Source organism: Shewanella marina JCM 15074, from assembly GCF_000614975.1.
Classification (GTDB): domain Bacteria; phylum Pseudomonadota; class Gammaproteobacteria; order Enterobacterales; family Shewanellaceae; genus Shewanella; species Shewanella marina.
Window position 1 is genome coordinate 22,834 of sequence record NZ_BALM01000005.1, and the last position, 19,587, is coordinate 42,420.

13 protein-coding genes are annotated in these 19,587 nt (G+C 39.6%); all 13 read right to left on the reverse strand.

Annotation, left to right across the window (positions count from 1 at the left end; translation table 11 throughout):
- Positions 1–248: 248 nt before the first annotated feature.
- The 13 genes from JCM15074_RS23450 to JCM15074_RS05650 all read right to left on the reverse strand — a co-directional run bounded on the left by JCM15074_RS23450 (position 249) and on the right by JCM15074_RS05650 (position 19,533).
- Complete coding sequence (locus JCM15074_RS23450; protein WP_051536833.1) at positions 249–1,598, reverse strand: RHS repeat domain-containing protein; 1,350 nt, start codon at positions 1,596–1,598, stop codon at positions 249–251.
- A complete protein-coding gene (locus JCM15074_RS21115) occupies positions 1,562–6,634 on the reverse strand; it encodes a SpvB/TcaC N-terminal domain-containing protein (protein WP_051536834.1) in 5,073 nt (1,690 codons plus the stop codon). Before JCM15074_RS21115 ends, JCM15074_RS23450 begins: the two co-directional genes overlap by 37 nt.
- The gene (locus JCM15074_RS05595; RefSeq protein ID WP_025820332.1) at positions 6,586–8,751 is read right to left on the reverse strand and encodes a tandem-95 repeat protein; all 2,166 of its coding nucleotides are present in this window, start codon (positions 8,749–8,751) and stop codon (positions 6,586–6,588) included. Before JCM15074_RS05595 ends, JCM15074_RS21115 begins: the two co-directional genes overlap by 49 nt.
- A gap of 487 nt (positions 8,752–9,238) precedes the next feature.
- Positions 9,239–9,958 carry a hypothetical protein gene (locus tag JCM15074_RS05600; RefSeq protein WP_025820333.1) on the reverse strand — a complete coding sequence of 240 codons (720 nt, stop codon included), beginning with the start codon at positions 9,956–9,958 and terminating at the stop codon, positions 9,239–9,241.
- Positions 9,959–10,076: 118 nt separating this feature from the next.
- Complete coding sequence (locus tag JCM15074_RS05605) at positions 10,077–10,319, reverse strand: hypothetical protein (RefSeq protein WP_025820334.1); 243 nt, start codon at positions 10,317–10,319, stop codon at positions 10,077–10,079.
- A 64-nt stretch (positions 10,320–10,383) separates the two neighbouring features.
- Complete coding sequence (locus JCM15074_RS05610) at positions 10,384–11,652, reverse strand: S41 family peptidase (protein WP_051536835.1); 1,269 nt, start codon at positions 11,650–11,652, stop codon at positions 10,384–10,386.
- Between the two features lie 632 nt (positions 11,653–12,284).
- On the reverse strand, positions 12,285–12,848 hold the full coding sequence (locus JCM15074_RS05620) for a hypothetical protein (protein ID WP_025820337.1): 564 nt from the start codon (positions 12,846–12,848) through the stop codon (positions 12,285–12,287).
- Positions 12,849–12,865: 17 nt separating this feature from the next.
- Positions 12,866–14,179, reverse strand: coding sequence for a transglycosylase SLT domain-containing protein (locus JCM15074_RS05625; protein WP_025820338.1), 1,314 nt, complete (start codon positions 14,177–14,179; stop codon positions 12,866–12,868).
- A gap of 20 nt (positions 14,180–14,199) precedes the next feature.
- Entirely contained in the window at positions 14,200–14,961 is a 762-nt protein-coding gene (locus tag JCM15074_RS05630) for a hypothetical protein (RefSeq protein WP_025820339.1), read from the reverse strand.
- Complete coding sequence (locus JCM15074_RS05635; RefSeq protein WP_025820340.1) at positions 14,951–16,243, reverse strand: hypothetical protein; 1,293 nt, start codon at positions 16,241–16,243, stop codon at positions 14,951–14,953. Before JCM15074_RS05635 ends, JCM15074_RS05630 begins: the two co-directional genes overlap by 11 nt.
- 22 nt (positions 16,244–16,265) lie before the next feature.
- A complete protein-coding gene (locus JCM15074_RS05640) occupies positions 16,266–17,657 on the reverse strand; it encodes a hypothetical protein (protein WP_025820341.1) in 1,392 nt (463 codons plus the stop codon).
- The gene (locus JCM15074_RS05645; RefSeq protein ID WP_025820342.1) at positions 17,639–18,817 is read right to left on the reverse strand and encodes a hypothetical protein; all 1,179 of its coding nucleotides are present in this window, start codon (positions 18,815–18,817) and stop codon (positions 17,639–17,641) included. Before JCM15074_RS05645 ends, JCM15074_RS05640 begins: the two co-directional genes overlap by 19 nt.
- The gene (locus JCM15074_RS05650; protein WP_025820343.1) at positions 18,817–19,533 is read right to left on the reverse strand and encodes a hypothetical protein; all 717 of its coding nucleotides are present in this window, start codon (positions 19,531–19,533) and stop codon (positions 18,817–18,819) included. The genes JCM15074_RS05645 and JCM15074_RS05650 overlap by 1 nt, the downstream gene beginning before the upstream one ends.
- Positions 19,534–19,587 lie beyond the last annotated feature (54 nt).

Consider the following 19,587-nt stretch of genomic DNA (forward strand, 5'->3'; position numbering starts at 1 on the left):
CTCATGAAAATCGACATGCAACTCCATGCCGAATGATACTGGAGAGCCACCCCTTATAGTTTGCCCATCGACAATTGAGTGCCCTGACAATACATCTCTCACGTCAGGTAAGTCTGCACCCGATGAAAATGCAGATCTCCAGTTCTTACCTATAATTAAGTCCAAACTCCAAGAGTCAATAATCTCTTCTTCGATTCTATCTATATTCTCTTCACCTGCGGGGGCATGCAGGGTGGAAGGTATTCGGGTTAAAGCTCGCCATAGAAGCCTTTTTCTTTATGAGATGTTCGTGCTTGATTATTATTGCCCCCCCCCTCACCACCAAGCCTAGTACCATCATCCTGGCTGATAGTCTCTGTAGAACCAATTTTATCAATCTCAAAGTCTACATTTTTTGATGGCTGGACTGAAGTGTTGCCGTTACTTTTAACAGAAACATCACCACCTTTTGATTTTGCTTGTTTAAGCAAGTCTCCAGAGTCATAAGCAAGTCTACAATCAGCTGCTGACCGACCTTTAATTCTAGTTCCTGTAGAGCAATACCCTGTCGGATCAGTCCCTGCCAGCGGATTATTCATGATGTATGAATAGGGGTTGACTGATTGAGTCGATGTGGGGCTCTGAATAAGTGGGTCAACTGACATAAACCTGCCAAGGTTATAGTCATATACTCGGCCGTTCATATGAATGAGTTGCTGCTCATTAAGATGCTCATGGTCAGTAAAGCCGCGGCGATACTGATTGGTGTCTGATAAATCGATTAACTTGGATAGCGCCACATTGCCATTGAGCATGTCGATATGGTGGTCTGCGCCGACATTTGTGGTGCGGCCAAAGGGGTCAAAGTAGCGTCGACTGACGATTTGCGCATGTTGATTGACCAAGGTAGTGGCACTGCCAAGTCTGTCGCGTAAAGTATAGAGTAATTGATGCTTACGCTCTGGCGTATAGCTAAGTACCGCGATGTCGCCAATAAAGGCACGCCAACTGCCATCGTTGTCGGCTTCATAAAACTTATCGACATAATGAGTGTTAACGGTTTTATTGGAAACAGTGCGAGTTTGCAGTGCACGCATATTGTCACTGCCGTAAACAAAGTGCGAGCTTGCGCCGCGACCGATGACGCTTAATGGTTTATCTAACGTGCTATAGGTCATGGTGAGGCCATCACCAGAGGTTAAGTTACCTCGCTGGTCATAACCAAAGCTGACAGTTGCACCATTGAGTTTATCAATTTGGCACACAGCATTAGGTTTACTACTATTGCACTGGTTGCCATATCGATAAGCGTTTTGATGGTTTTGACTGTAATCGCTCTTTTTCAGCAGATTACCCACGGCATCATACGCATAATCAACACTGCCATTAAATCCTGCTCTACCTAAGAAAGCCTGACTGGCAAAGTCATAATCCGTGAGGCGGTGTAAGTCATCATAGCCATAGCTTTTTTCCAGTCCCGTTTGGTAATTAATCTCCTGCGTGAGGTTCATAAAGGCATCGTATTGCTCATAAGCATGGTGGTGCAGCGTGCCGGTTTGCGCAGTCGTTTTAGTGGAAGCCATCATGCCTGCGTCATGATAACCGTTGACTTGCTGCATACGGCTGTTGGCGAGCCCAGCCCCAGTAATATGCCTTGTGCATCCATGGCGGTGATGCGTTGGTAGGTATAACCCGATGCGGCATTACGAGTATGAGTCATATAGCCAGTCTCATTGTATTGATAGGCTAATGTGAGACCATTAGGGTATACCAAACCTTTCGGGCGACCATAAAAACTGTCGTACTGATGTTTTACGGTGCGAGTTTGGTTATCGCCGCCAACGGCATTGCTGACTTGCACACTAGATTGAGTGACTTGCAAGGCCGCGTTATATTGATAACTGCGGCGAATACCGTTGCCTTCTTCTTGGGATAATAGGCCTTTTTTGTCCGTGTCCCAGCGATATACTGAAACGCCTGCATCATGCCCGCCTGTAATCGTTTTGCGCGTGATGCGCCCAAGGGTATCTAACGTCAAGGCTTGACTGACGCCATTAGCATCTTTTTGATAAGTCAGTTCGCCTAAACTGTTATAAGTAAACTCTGTGCTGCCTTGGTTAGGGTCAATAACCTTGGTTTTATGCCCTAGGCCATTATATTGCGCTTTAATCTGATTACCGTTGGCATCTTCAATCACTAAAGGTCTACCTGCACCGTCATAACCAAAGCGATTAGTACCGCCCATGGCGTCAGTGGTTTGATATAGCCAGCCTTGTGAGCCATAAGTGCGAGACATGCCAAGTCCTGCAACACTGATGTGGGTGGTTAAACCGTCGTACTCATACTGAGAAAGCAGTCCGCCGTTATAACCGTTGGGTAAACGGCGCCATGCGGGACGGTCTAATGCATCAAAACCCCCAAATTCCGTATATTGTGTGATATCGCCGGCGTAATACACTTGTGAGTCTTTGATTAAACGGCCTAAGCTATCATAGTGTTTATCTTGATATTGATAGCGACCATCAAAGCCTTGAGTGGCACTACGAACTGGTCTGCCAAGACTGTCGATAAAGGCAAGACTGGTCGGCATACCCGCACTGCTCACTTGAGTCAGCCATTGACCATAGGCGGGGTTGTGGTTGCTATGACTGGCTTTTAAATAACGTAGATATTGATGTGGTTGACCTGTTTGTTTAACTAACACTGGGCGCCCTAGTACATCATATTCTGTCTCAGTGATACGATGATTGGCATCAGTGATTTTGATAGGTAACCCTAGTCCCATATCATAATGAGTGGTTACTTGATGATTGAGGCTATTGGTGACGGTAAAAGGCAAATAACCGTCTGCTTGTGTGCTGTCGCCCGTACGAGTGTACGTTATCTGGGTGACGCGACTATTCATGGTACTGCAACTGCCATTAGTTGGCGTTTCACCCATTACAGTACTGCGATACGGCAAGCCATAGTCGTTATAAAGGTTTATTTCAGTTCGTTGACAACTATTAATGCCATTGTGAGTCCCGAATGAGGTTACTTGTTTAGGCTTGTGGTGAGTTACATCCCATTCATCAACTACTTGCACTTGCTGGGTGGATTGGTCAAAACCGGCTAAGTTGCCTCCCCAACTGCGCACAACAGGACTGATAGTGCTGGTTTTGCGGTCATATCGACGCAGCCACCAGTTATTCTCATCCGGTGCAAATGCGGTGTCAACTTGAGTCTGATAGCTAAGCTGTCCACCTTCCACTTCATCCACTAACGTGGTGGTACTCCGCTTAATATTACCAAACTCATCGACATCGTTAGCGTTCACCGCTTGCGTAGACGTGGAAAGCATTTTGCCATTAAGGTCCCAGCGGGTTTGCACTTGCTGGGTTAACACATTGTGTTTGACTCCACTGACTTGATGATTAGGGTTATCTTGCCAAGTGTACTGGGTTTGGCTGATTAACTGACTGCCTACATGGACTTGTTGCTGCTCAATCAGGCCAACTTCTGGGAATTTTTGGTGAAAGCGTGACGACACAATTTTATTGCGTCCCTGCTCTTGCTCAATTATCTCTCTAAAGCCCGTAAAGCCACGTCCTTGTAAGTGATACATGGCGCCTTTATAGGCATATTGGGTTTGGTTATGTCCGCCTTGTCCATTGGGAGAATCAAACGCATTGACCACATACATACTGGAGCCAAAATGTATGTAACCATCACCAACGTATTCATGGTCGGTATGGTAAAGCTTATCTTGCCCTGCGCTCGCTATACCGCTTGATAATGGACGATAGTGCCAGCGGCTTTGATTACCAGCACCATCAGTGACTGCTTGTAAATAATCGACGGGTTGATAATCGCTTGGCGTTTGACCTGAGCCCGCGCCGAAATTGCGATTATAATAAACGCCATATTGCTGCCCAAATCCCGCAAATGGTGTACCTGAAGCATCTCCATTGTGCTCTGTATAATCTCTTTTTCGATGCACAAAGAGTAAGCTAGGCAATCCAGTTCCATAAGCATCGACGACTCTTGATTCGTAGGCATGGCCATAATAATCCGTTGGCTCCCGCCTTAAAGAAATGCTGCCATCCTCATTTTCATCAAAATGAATGACATCAAATTGATAAATGCTATCGTCAGCTTCTGCACTATTAATACTTGTGCGGCTACTTATAGCATTAGTTGCATAATAGTTACCGTATAATGCATCCCCACACCGCATTGATTGGTTATAACGTGGATAGACCGTCGATACTAAAGCGCAGCCTTCGATTACACGTGTGCCTGGCGTCAAAAGCTCTGGTTGACCGTCAAAGTTAATATCGTAAACCTTGAAAGCATTGTGATACTTAGGTACACGTCTAATATCGGGTTCACGTTCAGAGTGATAATAATAGGTAATACGACTGGCTAATGTGTCACCATCGATTGGTAATGATTGGCTAAAATTACCTAACCCTTTATTTAATCGAAGAATTAATGAATCATCGACTTGCCTATCATCATTCCAACCTATCCAATCTTGTAATCCATCTGCGTTAACATCAATAAAATAACTAAAATAACTGCTTGTTCCTGCTACGATAAAATCTAGGCTCTGGTGGCTAAAATTATTCCACAATCCCGTTGTCATTTGGTTAATTAGTAATGTTATAGGTCTAGGTTGAGGATAGCCATTTTTAACATCTGCCCCTGTTTCATTAATAATCAAATCAGGTAAACCATCACCTGTCATATCACCCATAAATTGCACATCAGTAATTAAGAAATGCGCGGTGTTATTGGCAGCGCTGGTTCGTTGATAATGAAAAACTACCTGACCTTGCTGATAAGGAGAATGAGTTTGTTTAGTGTGCAAGAATAGCTTCAATAGTGGATTATGGCTGTTATTGTCATACAGCATCAAATCGACCCAACCATCACCATTATAATCAGCTAAATGCACAGGGTGACTGTCTTGTAGGCCAGTGACACTGGATGGTTGTAATATAATACCTGTATTTATCCGTGCACCATCCGTATATTGAATAATGAGTTGATTATTCACATTTTGCCAATCATCGGTTTTTCCATCTTGGTTGATATCCCCATTGACACATATTGGTTTTAAAGACAAACGGTTTAGATAACATGGATCCAATTGGAATGGATTTTCACCTGTTTTTTGCCCTTCCGCATTAACATATTGCCCTAACCAATCAGCCACACCATCGCCATTTGAATCACCTCGAGGCATCACTTGATGGATTTCTTTTGCCTCAGGGTAAGCCATGCCTTCACCAAAATTAAATGGCTCAAGCGTGTGCGAAAGTTGTTGCTGCCAATCAAAGTCGGTTGCAGGTAAACATTGCTGGCTGCCGCTGTCTGTATATCCACACTGAATGACGGATGATAATAAACTGCGCTGACTTGCACCGCTGTAGTCATAACTGAGCTGATAACTGTGTACTTTGCTGCTTAAATGATAGGTGTTGATTTCAGACAAACGGCGCGTTGTGACCGTTTTACCGCCTGCGAGATAACCAGATCGTTTATCTTCTCTCGCCTCGTAAATCAACTCAATTTTACGGTCACCTTCTGCAGTTTGGCTACCGGTATAGTGAATGTTTTTAAGCAGGTGTTCGCCTGCCACACTGGTGTCATAGTGGTAATTAATGGTGTTGGCCCCACCACTATATCGCTCTTGAGTGACTTTCCAGCTTAATGGTGTGCTTAAGCCAGATGGTGCAAAACGACTTTGAGTATCACTGCCATAACTGGCTTCACTTCCATCTGCACGATAAACGGTAAAGTGACTTTGGTTACTGTTTATCTCTCCTTGTTGAATAACTTTAACAAAGCTGTCCATTTCAGTGCGGTATTCCGTACCTGATTGTCCATAAGCGCCCGAAATTGCGATTAGTCGTTGACCGTTGAAACAGAGCCGGTCTGTTTCTGCATTAAAGGTTACCGCACGCGTAAAGCCATCTTGAGCATAGTTGGCGCTGCAGCGGCTTATACTAGAGCCTGCATTGAGTGACCAGCCCATACCTGCAATACCATTACCTGATTGCGAGTTGTAACTGAGTGAAACTTTAGGCTGAATGCCTCCGCGCCCAGGTGCGAGTTGGATTGGAATATTGTAGCTCGCTTGACCACCCGAGACGCCGCCATTGCCTTTTAGTTGAGCTGCGTCGATATTGACAGCTTGTGTTGGTACTTGATTGCTGCCTAGCGCATCTGGCACCGTGGTTTCAGTTATATTGATGCCATCATCGAAATTAACGTAAAGTTTATTTGATAATGTCCAATCACTGCAGCCTGTGCTGTTACAGGCGCGGACACGATATTGATACTCGCCAAAATCGGAAATGCTGGCATGGTATGAGGTGGCCGAAGTGCTGGTGACGCTTTGCCATGCGCCGCCATCCAGTGCACTTTGCAATTGATACTGAGTGGCCTTCGCTGTTTGATTCCAACTAATATCAAACTCAGGCTCGGCGACGCTACTGGGTAAATTGATTGCTGTTGGTTTGTTGGGCGCCGTTAGGCTCACTGTTACGGTGCGAGCTTGCACATCTGAATAGCGGTTATTACTTTTTGCACGAGCATAAACAGTATACTGGCCCGCACTTAGGTTGCTGAAACTGTATTGATATGGCGCAGTGGTGTCACTTTGCATGATGAGTTATTCAGTTTAAATTCAACTTGCTGGATACTAGAGTCGATATCGCTGGCATTGGCACTCACCGAGAGATTTTGTCTATCCGTAATTGAATTAGGGGCGCTCAAATTGACGATTGGCGCGTCATCGACTGCATTAACGTTAACGGCAAAAGTACGGCTAGCACTTAACTGTCCATCACTGACGGTTACAGTCACATTGGTGCTGCCTGATTGATTCGCTTTAGGGGTGACCTTGACATAACGATTGGCGCCAGTTCCCCATACGCTAATGTTGCCTGTCGGTACAAGAGATTGATTGCTTGAAGTGCGTGACAAGGTCAGTGAATTGACAGATGTATCAATATCAGCAACGTTGAAACTGATGTTCCCCGTACTGCTGTCTTCATTAATGCTCTGATTACCAATAGCGCCAATAGTAGGTCTATCATTAATGGCATTAACCGTTAACCTAAATTGTCGAGAAGCCGTTAAGCTCCCATCAGAGACCGTGACTGTAATGTCTGCAACACCAGATTGGTTCGCTTTTGGGGTGACTTTAATATAACGGTTTGCTCCTGCTCCCCACACACTAATATTACCATTCGGCACAAGAGACTGGTTGCTGGAGGTGCGCGATAACGTTAATGAATTTACTGAGGTATCAATATCACCTACCGTAAATCCAATGGTCCCAGTATTGCTATCTTCATTAATTGTTCGATTTGAAATGCCGCCAATTGTTGGTCGGTCATTGATGGGCTTAACGGTTACCCAAAACTGACGACTGGCCAATAATGCGCCATCTGAGACATTAACCGTAATAAGTGCGCTTCCCGATTGATTAGCTTTTGGGGTGACTTTAACGTAACGATTGGCACCCGTGCCCCACACGCTGATATTACCGTTAGGTACTAAGCTTTGATTATTTGAGCTACGCGATAAGGTCAGCGAATTAACGGAAGTATCAATATCGCCTACCGTAAACCCTATAGTGCCGGTATTGCTGTCTTCATTCATTGTGCGGCTAGAAATGCCACTGATGGTTGGTCGGTCATTAATGGCGTTGACTGTCACCCAAAACTGACGACTGGCGGATAATGCTCCATCAGAAACATTGACGGTAATCAGTGCATTACCGTACTGATTAGGTGCGGGTGTGACTTTGACATAGCGATATTGGCCCGTGCCTCCTAAACTGATATTTCCTGTTGGAACAAGCGTTTGATTACTGGAACTTCTTGATAGTATTAGTGAGCTGACGGGGGTATCAATATCTGAGATGGTGAAGATAATATTACCCGTATTGCTATCTTCATTAATCGTTTTATGGGGTAAGCTACTGATTGTTGGTCTATCGTTGACATTTTTTACGGTTACCCAAAACGAGCGACTGCTCGATAACTGTCCATCAGATACGTGTACTGTTATCAACGCACTACCATATTGGTTTGGTGCTGGCGTCACTTTGACATAGCGGCTTGCACCGCTGCCTCCCAAGACAATGTTTGAATATGGAACTAAGTTAGCGTTATTGGTGCTACGGCTAAGAGATAAATTGCCCGCAGGTGTTTCTATATCATTAACACTAAAATAGATATTGCCAGTATTACTGTCTTCATTAATAACTTTGTTGCCAATCGAGCCAACAGTAGGTCTATCATTTCGGCAAGAAACATTGACTGAAACACGATACTCAAAATAAATGACTTGTTTAAGAAAGGCGGGTGTTGGCGCAGCATTCAAACCTGCAATAGGTGGTTTAATTGGGGTAATGTTATCGCCATAGCCATCTTGTTTAGTTTTAATGATGAAAGTGTCACCACCACAATAATTCTGATAAGCTTTGTAAGCCAAACCGTGCATTGTAGATGAAGTGCTTAAGCTTCCATGAATTGGAGATGACTGAATACTGATACCGTACTCAGAAGGTGAAATACCAAGCTGGATGTAAGTGAAGTCTAACTGAGTATCCTCAACTGCAGCAAGATTAACATGCTTAATAATGGGGTCGATAGATGGTATCGGCGGTACCCATTGGCCGCCTTTTGCTATTACTGTATTTACACTTATTAATAACCCAATAAAAAATAGGAACGCTTTAGTCGTAAAACGGTTAAATCCATTTATAGCCATTGTCCAGCCCTTCTCAATTTAGGGATGTAGCTGAACTGCAAATCAAAGCATTAACCCATTTGTTTTTATGATTTTATGCTACTGATAATTTGAAATGAATAAACGGGGTCATCATCTAAAAGTTAATAAATCCGAATTATATTTTACAAACTATTGTAATTTATTATTTTTCTTAACTATTTATATGAAAAGAGAGAATTAATGCTTACACAATCTGTGGCTTTTTTCTCTTATTATTACTTAATACCTAATTGTATTTCAAATTAGTACAAACTGAATGCGGTAATGGTTGTAGTGGTACATTAAATTTGGCCACCTAGTTAGAGGTGATATTATCGCCTCCCAATCCTGAATATTTTAGTTCAACCTGCATAAACCGCCACTATTATGGGTGTCATAATAAATTTTGGATTCTGCGTAACTGCAGTTTAATGAATATTATTCACAAGTCTGCTCACTTTTACATTCGATAATATACATCCCTATACTATGGGTATTTTAAACACTTCTTGAAAAAATCATTTTGATTATCAGTACTGTCAATTTCATCAAAAACCTCCCACTTTGAGAATATCCCAGCATCAACTTCACAAATAGAGTCAAGAATAGGAGCATAGCTCTCCCAATCCAGTGGTTCATCAAACATCTTAATGACAACCGTTCCTGTATCAAAATACTTAACATCTAAAGAATTATTAATAATATTATCTTTATCTACAATAAAGTTTTCTATTAAATTTTTAGAAATTAAATTACACCAATATAAACCAGGTAAATGATGGTTAACAGACCTCCCAACCCATTGATGAATTTTAGAGTTACCTATCTGTTTTACAATCAAATTTCGATACTTTCTTTCATCCCAATCACAAGCATATCCATATGTTACATTTCTTTTTGCAAAGAAACACAATAACTCATCAACATTTCTCAGTGGTATTTTCATCTTCACATCAAAAAATAATGAAGATTTATCTCCAGATAAGCTTACGTCAACGGTACTTGATTTTGCATGTAAAAAATACCCTAACGGATTTTCTTCAATAAAATCACAAAATTTATCTGTATATTCAAATATATTATTCTTTTTATCTATTCCTGTTTCATTTTCACTAAAATACTTTGGAATAAACTCACTAGGAAGATTAGAAAATTCCGATACACACTTCCTAATCTCACCTTCACTACCTAAAATTTGAATTATCACAGAAATCTCATGTTTATAGGACAATTGTTTTTAACAAAAAGCCACTATTATGGGTGGCAATATAAATTATCAATCTTCTAATTCGGTGACAATATAATTATTTAGAGAACCAAGTACCCTACCTTCGCCTTTTCATGAACGGGTCATTTATAATTTTTTCATACAACCTGTTGCAAGCATCAGCTTCAGAGTCAAATGTTTCAAATTCGAATTCAACGCCACGCTCAAAGTAGTAGGTACACCAAACTTCACCACGGTCATCAAGGCAATGCCCTTCCATTAGTGTGTTGCCATTTAAACAATAGCTTTCAGTGTTATAGTTTTCTGATTTTAACCTTTCTTGTAATTCAACTTTATTCATAGCTATCAATTTCCTAATATTCGCAAATGCCCACTATTGACCAGATTACCTGTTACAGCACCGTTTATCGCCTGGCAATATCTTTAAGTACCCATTGTAATTCTTGATCGTTACCTTGTTGGAATGATTGCCAGTTAAGCTCAATTTTAGTATCTAGTGGTACTTGGTTTTGTTCAGTAATAGCTAAATTGAAACGACGTTTTGAATAGGTGATCTGTAAGTTTGAGTGAGGTAAGGAGAATGAATCCATATCTTGAAACCCAGTTGGGATAGCTCCCGGTAGTTCGCCAACGATTTTCGCATTCAATAGTTGTCGAAAATTAATCGCATTGACCATGGCGGCCGAATAGGTTTTTCTGCCTACCAAGACATAAACCCCTTGCTGCCAATCAATTGAATCGGCAAGGTTTAACCATCTTGCCAGCATAACGCCAACATATAGATCGCCGCCATAGTTATCTCTTAAATCAATAATGATATGGCGTAAACGCTCTTTATTGATTACCTCTAATGCCTCTTCACCAAACCGATTCATGGTCTTCATGTACGGATAACGCTCAAAACGAATATACAAGGTTTGGTTTTTGAGGGTTTGATGCCACAAATATTGACTATTGTTACTGAATAATCCGGTTTGCGTGGCAGAATATTGATCACGTGGGAAGACGCTTTCACTCATCACTTTATCTCGTTTCGAACGAGAAAACGGCTGTAACGGTAGGGTAAATTGTTTGCCGTTGGCCTTAAAAGTGAACTGGGCGACTTCGCTGTCGTTGATTATGCCAAATGCTTTTAACAGCGCAGACATCATCATGTAAGTAGATACCCGCTCATATTGTGATGAACGATTCTCGACAAAGGGGACGATAGCACGAAATTTTTCCCGCACTTCTTCAACGGGATGACCACCTATTTTTACTAGCTCTGCGCCAAGCAATGCTTTGTGCTCTTTACTGGTTTTAACCACCCGCACGCTGCGGTCAAAAAACAATAAATCAATGGGAAAAATCTCTATCCCTTGTTGCGATAATGGAATACTGGTGTGACCATCTCCTATTTTATGGTGTATTTTCATTAATTCAATAATCACTTGGTAACGGGTTTTATCGGCCAAATTAGTTTTAAGCTGTTCAAGTTGTTTATTGAATTGTCGCTCATTTATTTGCGTAAACGGGTTAATGTGACGCTTAACTATGTTTAGACGATAATGCTCAATATCACTTTGCCACTGAGATACTGCTTGCTCGGTTAGAGCTGTAGCTGGCAGGCTAAATAACCACAAGGCGCCAAACAGCGCCGATAGAGACTTTCGTATTTTTTGTTTGAGCATCATAAATGTAAGGCTACTGAAAATACATAGAAGAAGCGTGCAAGTATATAAATAAAAATGATTAGATTGATGATCGCTGTTCATATATTCATCCATGCTAGGTATGGGCATTGAACAACACAATCAACTTGTTACCCGTTATGTTATTGTTTTCGTTTTATAAGATATTTGAAGTTCATACTTCAAGATATCATTCTAGTCATATATTTTTAAGGCTTAATAAGTGATTTGTTATGTAATATTTTTCTCACATTTCATTTCGTTTATATGGTGTGTTTTAAATGTATTTAAATTGAATTCGGTAATTGTACTGATTGACATCATATTTAATCCTCTATAACTTCGTATTTTTAAACATCTAGAATAACTCCAGTTAAGTCATTGTTTATAAATGCTTTAATTTCCATTGAATATAAATCTAATTTTATTTTGCACGGATTCACAAAAATCTCAACTTGTGTGACAAAGTAAAAAAATGTCAGACGTTTAAGTGGTTGATTATTAAATAGTGCCATCCCTATTTTTGATCCCATATTGTTCTATGAGTTGAGATTTCTAATATGGCTGCGAATTGAGTAATGCTTGGTTAAGTATAATTAAAGCATTACTCAATAATGAAAAATCTAAATCAGTATTTATAATGCAATCACTTGCTGCTCTAGCTCTTTTGCTGTTTTTTGACTGATAAACTCATTATATAAAGCGGTCTTATTTGTTGGGTCTACCGTTTTATCTTGTCCTATTGTTTCTTCAAATAACACATGAGTTAGTGTTTTCGGGATCGTGACTAATGCACATACTTGTTCTACATCATTAATTTCTATGAGTGCGATTTGTTCAACTTGGCTATTTTGTATAGAGATACTTGTGACTTGCTTTGCTATTTGCTCAAAAGATGAGCCGGTAGTTGATAGTCCTGTTGATTGGTTTAGTTTTTGATAGCTTTTCTCTAAAATACTGGCCTTTAATTGCATGTTTTGCGCTAATGTAATTCGAGTTAACGAAATCGCATGATTACGGTCAATGGAAAAATTGCCAGAACTTGAGACACAATTAGATGCTGAATAACCATTTGCAGATGATGGATTCATTACCCAAACAGGAATATTACTCGATGTTTCTATATTAGTGACTTCCGTATTCGCACAGCCACCAACAAATAAAACTGTTAGAGCTACAGATAGTATTTTATTATTCATGTCATAACCTTTATTTTTTATAGTGCTGATTGTTGATAAGATTTATTGTATTGCTGTAGTCTTTTATTCACCTTTTGAAGATAATTACGTGTTTCTTCATAAGGTAAATTAGTTATTAGTTGTTGGTAAACTTGATCTGAATTCATTTTATTTATTTTATTAATTGCGGCATTGACTGATTTACTTCCAAAGGCTTTAGCGACATTGCCAGAGCCAGTATTATAAGCAGAAATAATGCTATACATTGCACTTTGTGGATCATTAATTCCTTTTAAGTATCGACTCTGTAATATTTTCAAATAAGCTGTACCTGTTTCTATATTTACTTTTGGGTCGTATAACTCTGTTGCAGTCATTGGAGAATCTTTTCCACGATATAATTTATTTACATCATGTCCTGCAGTATTTGGTACTATTTGCATAAGGCCATAAGCTGGTACATGGGATTTTGCGTTTGGATTAAAATGTGATTCAGTATGCATAATCGCCAAAATTAAGGATGAAGGTAGGTTTTGTTTAATACTTTCAGTATCAATATGTGGAATATAATTTTTTGCACGTTCTGAAATGGCTGTTTTGGGGATCGAGACTTTGTACTGTACAAGTTTTATTGGTTTTTTTATTTGATGATTTTTGGCCTGCTCAAAGTTCTTTGTATGCTTTTTGATTCTATTCCCCTGCTCTTTTGACATAATTTGCTTCTGTTGAGAGAGCACTTTCTGTTTGCTTGACTCATCAATAGAAATATTTTCCTGCTCCATAAATATGTCGAGCTGACTCATTTGTTGTTCTGTTTGTCTTTGTATTTTATTTTTTATATCTTCTAAAACTGAATTTTCTGGTAATACATCTACAACTGCGACGGAATCCATTTTTGAAAAAACAGATTCAGCTAAGCCTACCTCACTCCATAATTTCTTATTTGAAGAAATAACATTTTGAACTGCAATTTGTTTTTGTTGAATGTTGGTTTCGTCAGCTTCATTAATTTTTACATTGATGATTATTTCGTTATTTTTGAAGTCTATGACAGTACGACTAGTATTGTTTTTATTATTGATAACATGCATATCTTGAGATGAGGTTTTTGAGTCGCCCCATTTTACAATAGAGCTTTGCTGTTCTTTATCCCATTGATTTAAATGGATTTTTTGCCATTGTGCGAATTCATTTATATGGTTTGCGTACCATTGATCAAACTCGATAGAATCATCAATCGAAAGTTTAGCAACCTCATTATCAAGATTAGTAAATGGATCATTGGCAGATACATTCGCAACGAGTAGCAAATTTATAGCTAAAAAAACGATGCTTTTTCTAAATTTATTCAAGAGTATAATTCCATTATCATTTAAAAATATGAAGATAGATCGCCAGCGGTTTTTTGAGCATTTGCATCGATAGCACTATCTATCTCAAACAATAATTGTTGGCAATTTGAGGTATTACATTGCTGTACAATAGTTTTACTTACTTCTAATTTTCCAAGTTGCATTTTCCACTGTGCTAACCAAAATTTAATATTGTCAGTTCTAATATTTTCTATTTCTACATATTTATCAAAATAGGCTTCTGCCTTTTGACTATCTTGAGATTGGAGTAGTAATGTAATAAGTGCGGCAGCATCAATTGAAACGATAGGTTCTTTTATTAAAAAAGGCAGTAATTGCTTAATTTTGGCATATTGCTTAGTTGTATAATAAGCAACGGCATAGCTTAACCCCGTTGTTGCAAGGTTCGTTGCTTTACCACTATCGATCACGATGGCAGAACATGATGCGGTAAGCTTAGTAACATCATCATATTTAATTTTATTAAGATCATATTTAAGATCTGTCATTGGCCAATCTGAAAATGGCTCATTAATAAGTTGCTGGTCAATTAGGATTAATTCATATTTATTTCTCAATGGCAGTCCAAGTCCTTTACGACACAGACTTTTCATTTGATTGTGAGTTAATGGCTTTTCTCTTGTTACAGTAGCTGAGTAACCTGGTGCCGTGCCATTGACTTGATAATGGTTCCCTGCAAATGTCCAAGAAACCTGTGAATTAGCCATTGCTGGTAAGCTTAAAAAGCTCACCAGCATGAAAAAATGAATCTTATAACTCATTAATGTTACTAACCTTGCCTGATGGTCCTTGTGAACTATCTGTTTCAGTCAGTCCACCTGTAGAGTTTAGTTTTCGATTACGGTCTGCTTGACCTTCTTTGATACGTTGCTTATTTTCTGACGAAGCCTTTTGCGCTGCTGCTTCTAATGATGGAGCATAAACTGCAACTGCTAATGACCAAGCTCCATCAGTACTGGTAAATGTTTTAACTGAAACACCAGGGGGAACTTTACCCGCAGCAAACGATTTATATGAATCCGCTGTTTTCATATTGTTTAAGAAGGTGTGTTTATCTTCACCTAATGCTTTTGTTTCAGCAGGGTTAATGCTTTCTGGCTCATACTCAAATTGTTCATTTTTCTCTAATTGATTTTCAGTAAAGCCACCTTCCCAATAAACCTGTTCCCCCTGCATCACTGAGATTAAACTATTACGTGCTTTTGCTTGTGCTTGAGACTTAGCTGTACTCAATAATTTGCGTGCGACACTTTTATTTTTATTATCACGAATAATTGATGAGCCGAATCCTAAAACATAAGACTCACCAGTTTCTGCATTAGTAATTACTTTTGCACCAACTGGTGGTAAAACTCCAGCTTGTAGATCAGATACTATTTGCTTAAAAATAACATTAGGCTCTGTTGTTTGAGTTAATGCACCAACACTGCGCTTTGTTTGCTCTCTAGTTTTAGGCGTTGAAATTAAAGTAACACGTACTAAATTTTCACTGGGATCATCAAAAACATCAAATGTTACATAGCCGACCAAAGCCCCTTTTACTGACTCTGCGCAGTTATCACTCGTTAAACTAACCGTGTTAGCGACACTATCTGTTCCGGTGTCAATGATATCCATGGTTTCATTGATGGCAGTACCGCACATGTTACTCATGCCTTCCATATTTTCTACTAATTGTTTTTTAGCAATTTGGAATGCTTTTAAATAAGCGCCACGTTTTGATAAGAGCGTAGCATTTCGATTCTCATAAGTTTCGTAGCTCGCAGAGCCACTGGATAAAATACCGACTCCTGAACTTACTGCGATCATTTTAACGCCATCACCATCATCTTCTATCAGACTTTGATGTGCGACTAACACTGCGGCTTTGGGATCAGCGGAAATAATTAGGTCATCGACCTCTTTAACGTTGTCAGTGTTGATTGATTGAGCTTGATCTACATTAGTAGCAGGAACAAGGTCATTTAAATCAAAATCTACATTTGCATATGCTGTACTTAAACTACTTGCTAATGCTATAGCGATAAGTGTTTGTTTAAACATGTTAAATAATATCCTTATATTCTTAAAGAGCCTGAATTTGGTACTCGTTAAGTACAATTAGTTTTGATTTATATTGTGGTTGATGCATTTTTAACGTTGGCTCTATGTACTGGGCAAGATCGTTAGCGTTATTGAGCGAACGAAGCTGAACAAACACCTTTCCTGATTTACTGCTAATTTTTACATCAGAGACCCCCGTTATTGCACTTAACAACGAGTATAATTGCCCCTGTTTGCCTGCGACGTGTTCAGATAAAATCAACTCACGAATAGGCCCACCACGCATAGCCATCTTTTGCATAGAATCATGCAATTGCTCTTTTAGGTTTTGTCTATTTTGATCAACGGCTAAGTGCACAGTTGCTAACTCTGTCAACATGCCTTTTTTATTAGGAAGAGTAATTAGTCTGGGATCGTTTTGCCAAACACCATACTGGTTACCAGCACGATCAAGTACCCGAGCACTCAACTCCAGTTGCAGTCCAGACGGTGTGAGCTTTTCTTGCTCTGTGATCTTGAGAATAATGCTAGCTTGAGCACTTGATGGAGATAAACCAAATCCCATTGATGCTAACGTATCTTTAAAGTTTGCTTGTACCACTGGAAGCTGTGCATCAACAAATACTGATGGTTGTCCTAAACTTTGAATTAAGTGCTCAACTTTATCTGCAATGAGTTTTTTCTCTACGGTAATATCAAGTGTTAATTTTAAAGTGCCGTCCTCTAACTCCTGTGTAGCAATTTCATTCCAGCTACTGACAACACCTTGTGATTGAAGTGATAGAGATTGTTTGGCAACTTCTTGAAGATTAAATTCATCACTATCTGCAGACGCTGACATGACAGAGTTTGTCTGTTGCATAAAGCCTGATTTAACCATTACGCCAAGAACTTGGCTTACTGCTCGTTGAAAAGCATCTTGTTCAGCAACTTGTCTTGCACTTAAACCAGAACGACTTTTGCCTTCACCTACCACGACGACAGATACTGTTGGCTCAGAGTTCCAAGTTACACCATTATTATTTAGTGATGTTTCTGCTTTTGGTGATGCAATTCGCACTGTTATACAGGTATCATCACCAAAGATTTCAACTTGATCATAATGCGCATGGATTTGTCCTTGCGCTATTCCCGATATTAATAAATCGCGTGTTTGTTGGCTGAATTGTTCATTAAATAATTCAGTATCATTAGTTGAAAGTGAGTATGAGGTTTCACCTTGTAAAAATAAGCGGAGTTTATTTAAGCCATCCGCTTTAGCTGTTGCCACTGCTAAAGCACCGCGACCATATGCGCAACCTTGTTCAACAAGAGCCAACTCAGGTTGGCTCTTGTCTAGTTCCAATGCAGGAACAGAAAGGCATACAAATAAGGTACTAAGGGTAAATCCAAGAGTTAACCTTTTTGCACCCATGTGCTTCGCTCCTTCATAAACTCCATTGGTACTCCGACACTTACGGCAAATATGCGACGTTGTTGATCTGGTCGATAAATCCCTTTACCTGCTATATCACGTACTTGTTCGGCTAATTCGCTGTTTTTCCAACGTACTAATTTTCCTTGAGCACTCTGCATACTGGGATTCACTGTTGCAACACCAATAGGTTCAACAAAACCGGCGCTATATTCAAAAATAACCATGGTTTCATTAGGTAGTACACCTGCATTTTGACCACGATCTAATGAAATACGGTCACCTTTTATTCCCATTACTTGTGCTGTGGCCGGCATTTCTTTTAGCAGGCGAGTCAACATAATGTCGAAACTACGGGAAGACATCTCATTAAGAACCGACTCAACATCTTTACCACTGGTATAGTTAAAACCGCGGTAGTAATCACCATTAGCTATCACAGTTGTATAACTGTTCTTTTCTCTAACATCAAAGTTAGATACACGGATTTTGCCGATATTTGGATAACTCAATTTTTCACGTGTATAAGGATCTATAACACCTGTTGAGACTTCCATTGATGTTTGGAATAGTGATTGAGTTGAACCAAATAACATATCTCCTGTTTTTAATACGTCGACTTTAATGATGTAATCTGTTGCTAGCTTACTTTTACTTGTCGCCTTATTTGCTACGCTTACAGCACCTTCATCAGCAAGGATTTCTTCCATTGCTGAATTGACGGCCTGGGTATCACGCGTCAAAATTCGGAAACGATTAATCCCTGCAAATTGGTTTTCTAAAGTATTCTCTAGGGATTTAGTCTGAAACTTGCCAATGCTTGAATGCATCGCATTAAAGACATCGGCAGAGCGTCCTTGCAAATTTTCACTAACATTTGTTTGCACATCGCCAAAATAGAGACGAATAGTTTTTTTTGCTAGCGGACAACGAGTATCTTTTTCTTTTGCTTCATAAGTGCAAAATTGCAGGCCTTGGGTGTTAAAATATGCAGGAACTTCAATATCACTATTCTCAAAATCATGAGCAGATTTGCCGATGATTAGCGATGAATTCCCCGCATTACTTTCAACGCTATAAGTTTGTGAGCTTTGAGTGCTTTGACAGCCTGCTAAGACAATGCTCATTGTCACCAAACAAGCAATTTTAGATAGCTTCATTATGACTTCACTTTATCTGCAACGATTTTATCTAATTCGTTAAGTTGTTTAATCGTACCTTGATCCAGAGAAATCATTGTGTTTGCATCCAAAGCTAGCATTGAGCGATTTTTAAGCTCATTGTATGCTTCTACGATTGGTACTATTTCTTTGTCTTCTGTTTCTTCTTTTGACTCGTTAGATACTGATTTGAAAAGACTATTTAATGCACCACCTGCTGCATCATATGCAATAGCTTGTGCATTATCGGCCGCAACAATTGCAATTTCAGCTGCTTGAAGTGCTAAATCACTTGCTAATTCAACGTTAGCTTCAAAAATTTCGTCAGATGCCTTTTGAAATGCTTCAACTTGAGGTCGGATCTTTTTATCTTCTGGCTTATTTGAATCAAAATCGTTCATTGCCTTGACGAGTTCTTCATCAGACTTATCCGCATTAATTGCTAAGAAACCTGCAACATCAGCGTGTTTCGCAGATAATGTTGAATAGTTATTAGCGACCGTACATTGACGCTCTTGGATTTCCACCATGATTTTAGAGACTTTATCTACGGCATATGCCACAGGTGTGTACTTATCACCAAGGTCAATACATTTTTGTGCGATTTCTGTTTGCATTTGTTTGCGATCAACTGTAGAAGATTCCACTCCTGAAATAGAAGAACAACCAGATACGGCAGAAATGATTAGGCCTGCTAAAATAGACTTTTTAAACATGTTACTTTCCTTTATTTAATAACATATGAATTGATTTATTACTAACACTTGTAA

Excerpts from the sequence above, each read along its gene's own strand:
- JCM15074_RS05605 (WP_025820334.1), bottom strand. The coding sequence starts at position 10,319 with ATGAATAAAGTTGAATTACAAGAAAGGTTAAAATCAGAAAACTATAAC.
- JCM15074_RS05630 (WP_025820339.1), bottom strand. The coding sequence starts at position 14,961 with ATGAGTTATAAGATTCATTTTTTCATGCTGGTGAGCTTTTTAAGCTTA.
- JCM15074_RS05620 (WP_025820337.1), bottom strand. The coding sequence starts at position 12,848 with ATGAATAATAAAATACTATCTGTAGCTCTAACAGTTTTATTTGTTGGT.
- JCM15074_RS21115 (WP_051536834.1), bottom strand. The coding sequence starts at position 6,634 with ATGCAAAGTGACACCACTGCGCCATATCAATACAGTTTCAGCAACCTA.
- JCM15074_RS05640 (WP_025820341.1), bottom strand. The coding sequence starts at position 17,657 with ATGGGTGCAAAAAGGTTAACTCTTGGATTTACCCTTAGTACCTTATTT.
- JCM15074_RS05595 (WP_025820332.1), bottom strand. The coding sequence starts at position 8,751 with ATGGCTATAAATGGATTTAACCGTTTTACGACTAAAGCGTTCCTATTT.
- JCM15074_RS05635 (WP_025820340.1), bottom strand. The coding sequence starts at position 16,243 with ATGTTTAAACAAACACTTATCGCTATAGCATTAGCAAGTAGTTTAAGT.
- JCM15074_RS05645 (WP_025820342.1), bottom strand. The coding sequence starts at position 18,817 with ATGAAGCTATCTAAAATTGCTTGTTTGGTGACAATGAGCATTGTCTTA.
- JCM15074_RS05650 (WP_025820343.1), bottom strand. The coding sequence starts at position 19,533 with ATGTTTAAAAAGTCTATTTTAGCAGGCCTAATCATTTCTGCCGTATCT.
- JCM15074_RS23450 (WP_051536833.1), bottom strand. The coding sequence starts at position 1,598 with ATGCAGCAAGTCAACGGTTATCATGACGCAGGCATGATGGCTTCCACT.
- JCM15074_RS05610 (WP_051536835.1), bottom strand. The coding sequence starts at position 11,652 with ATGATGCTCAAACAAAAAATACGAAAGTCTCTATCGGCGCTGTTTGGC.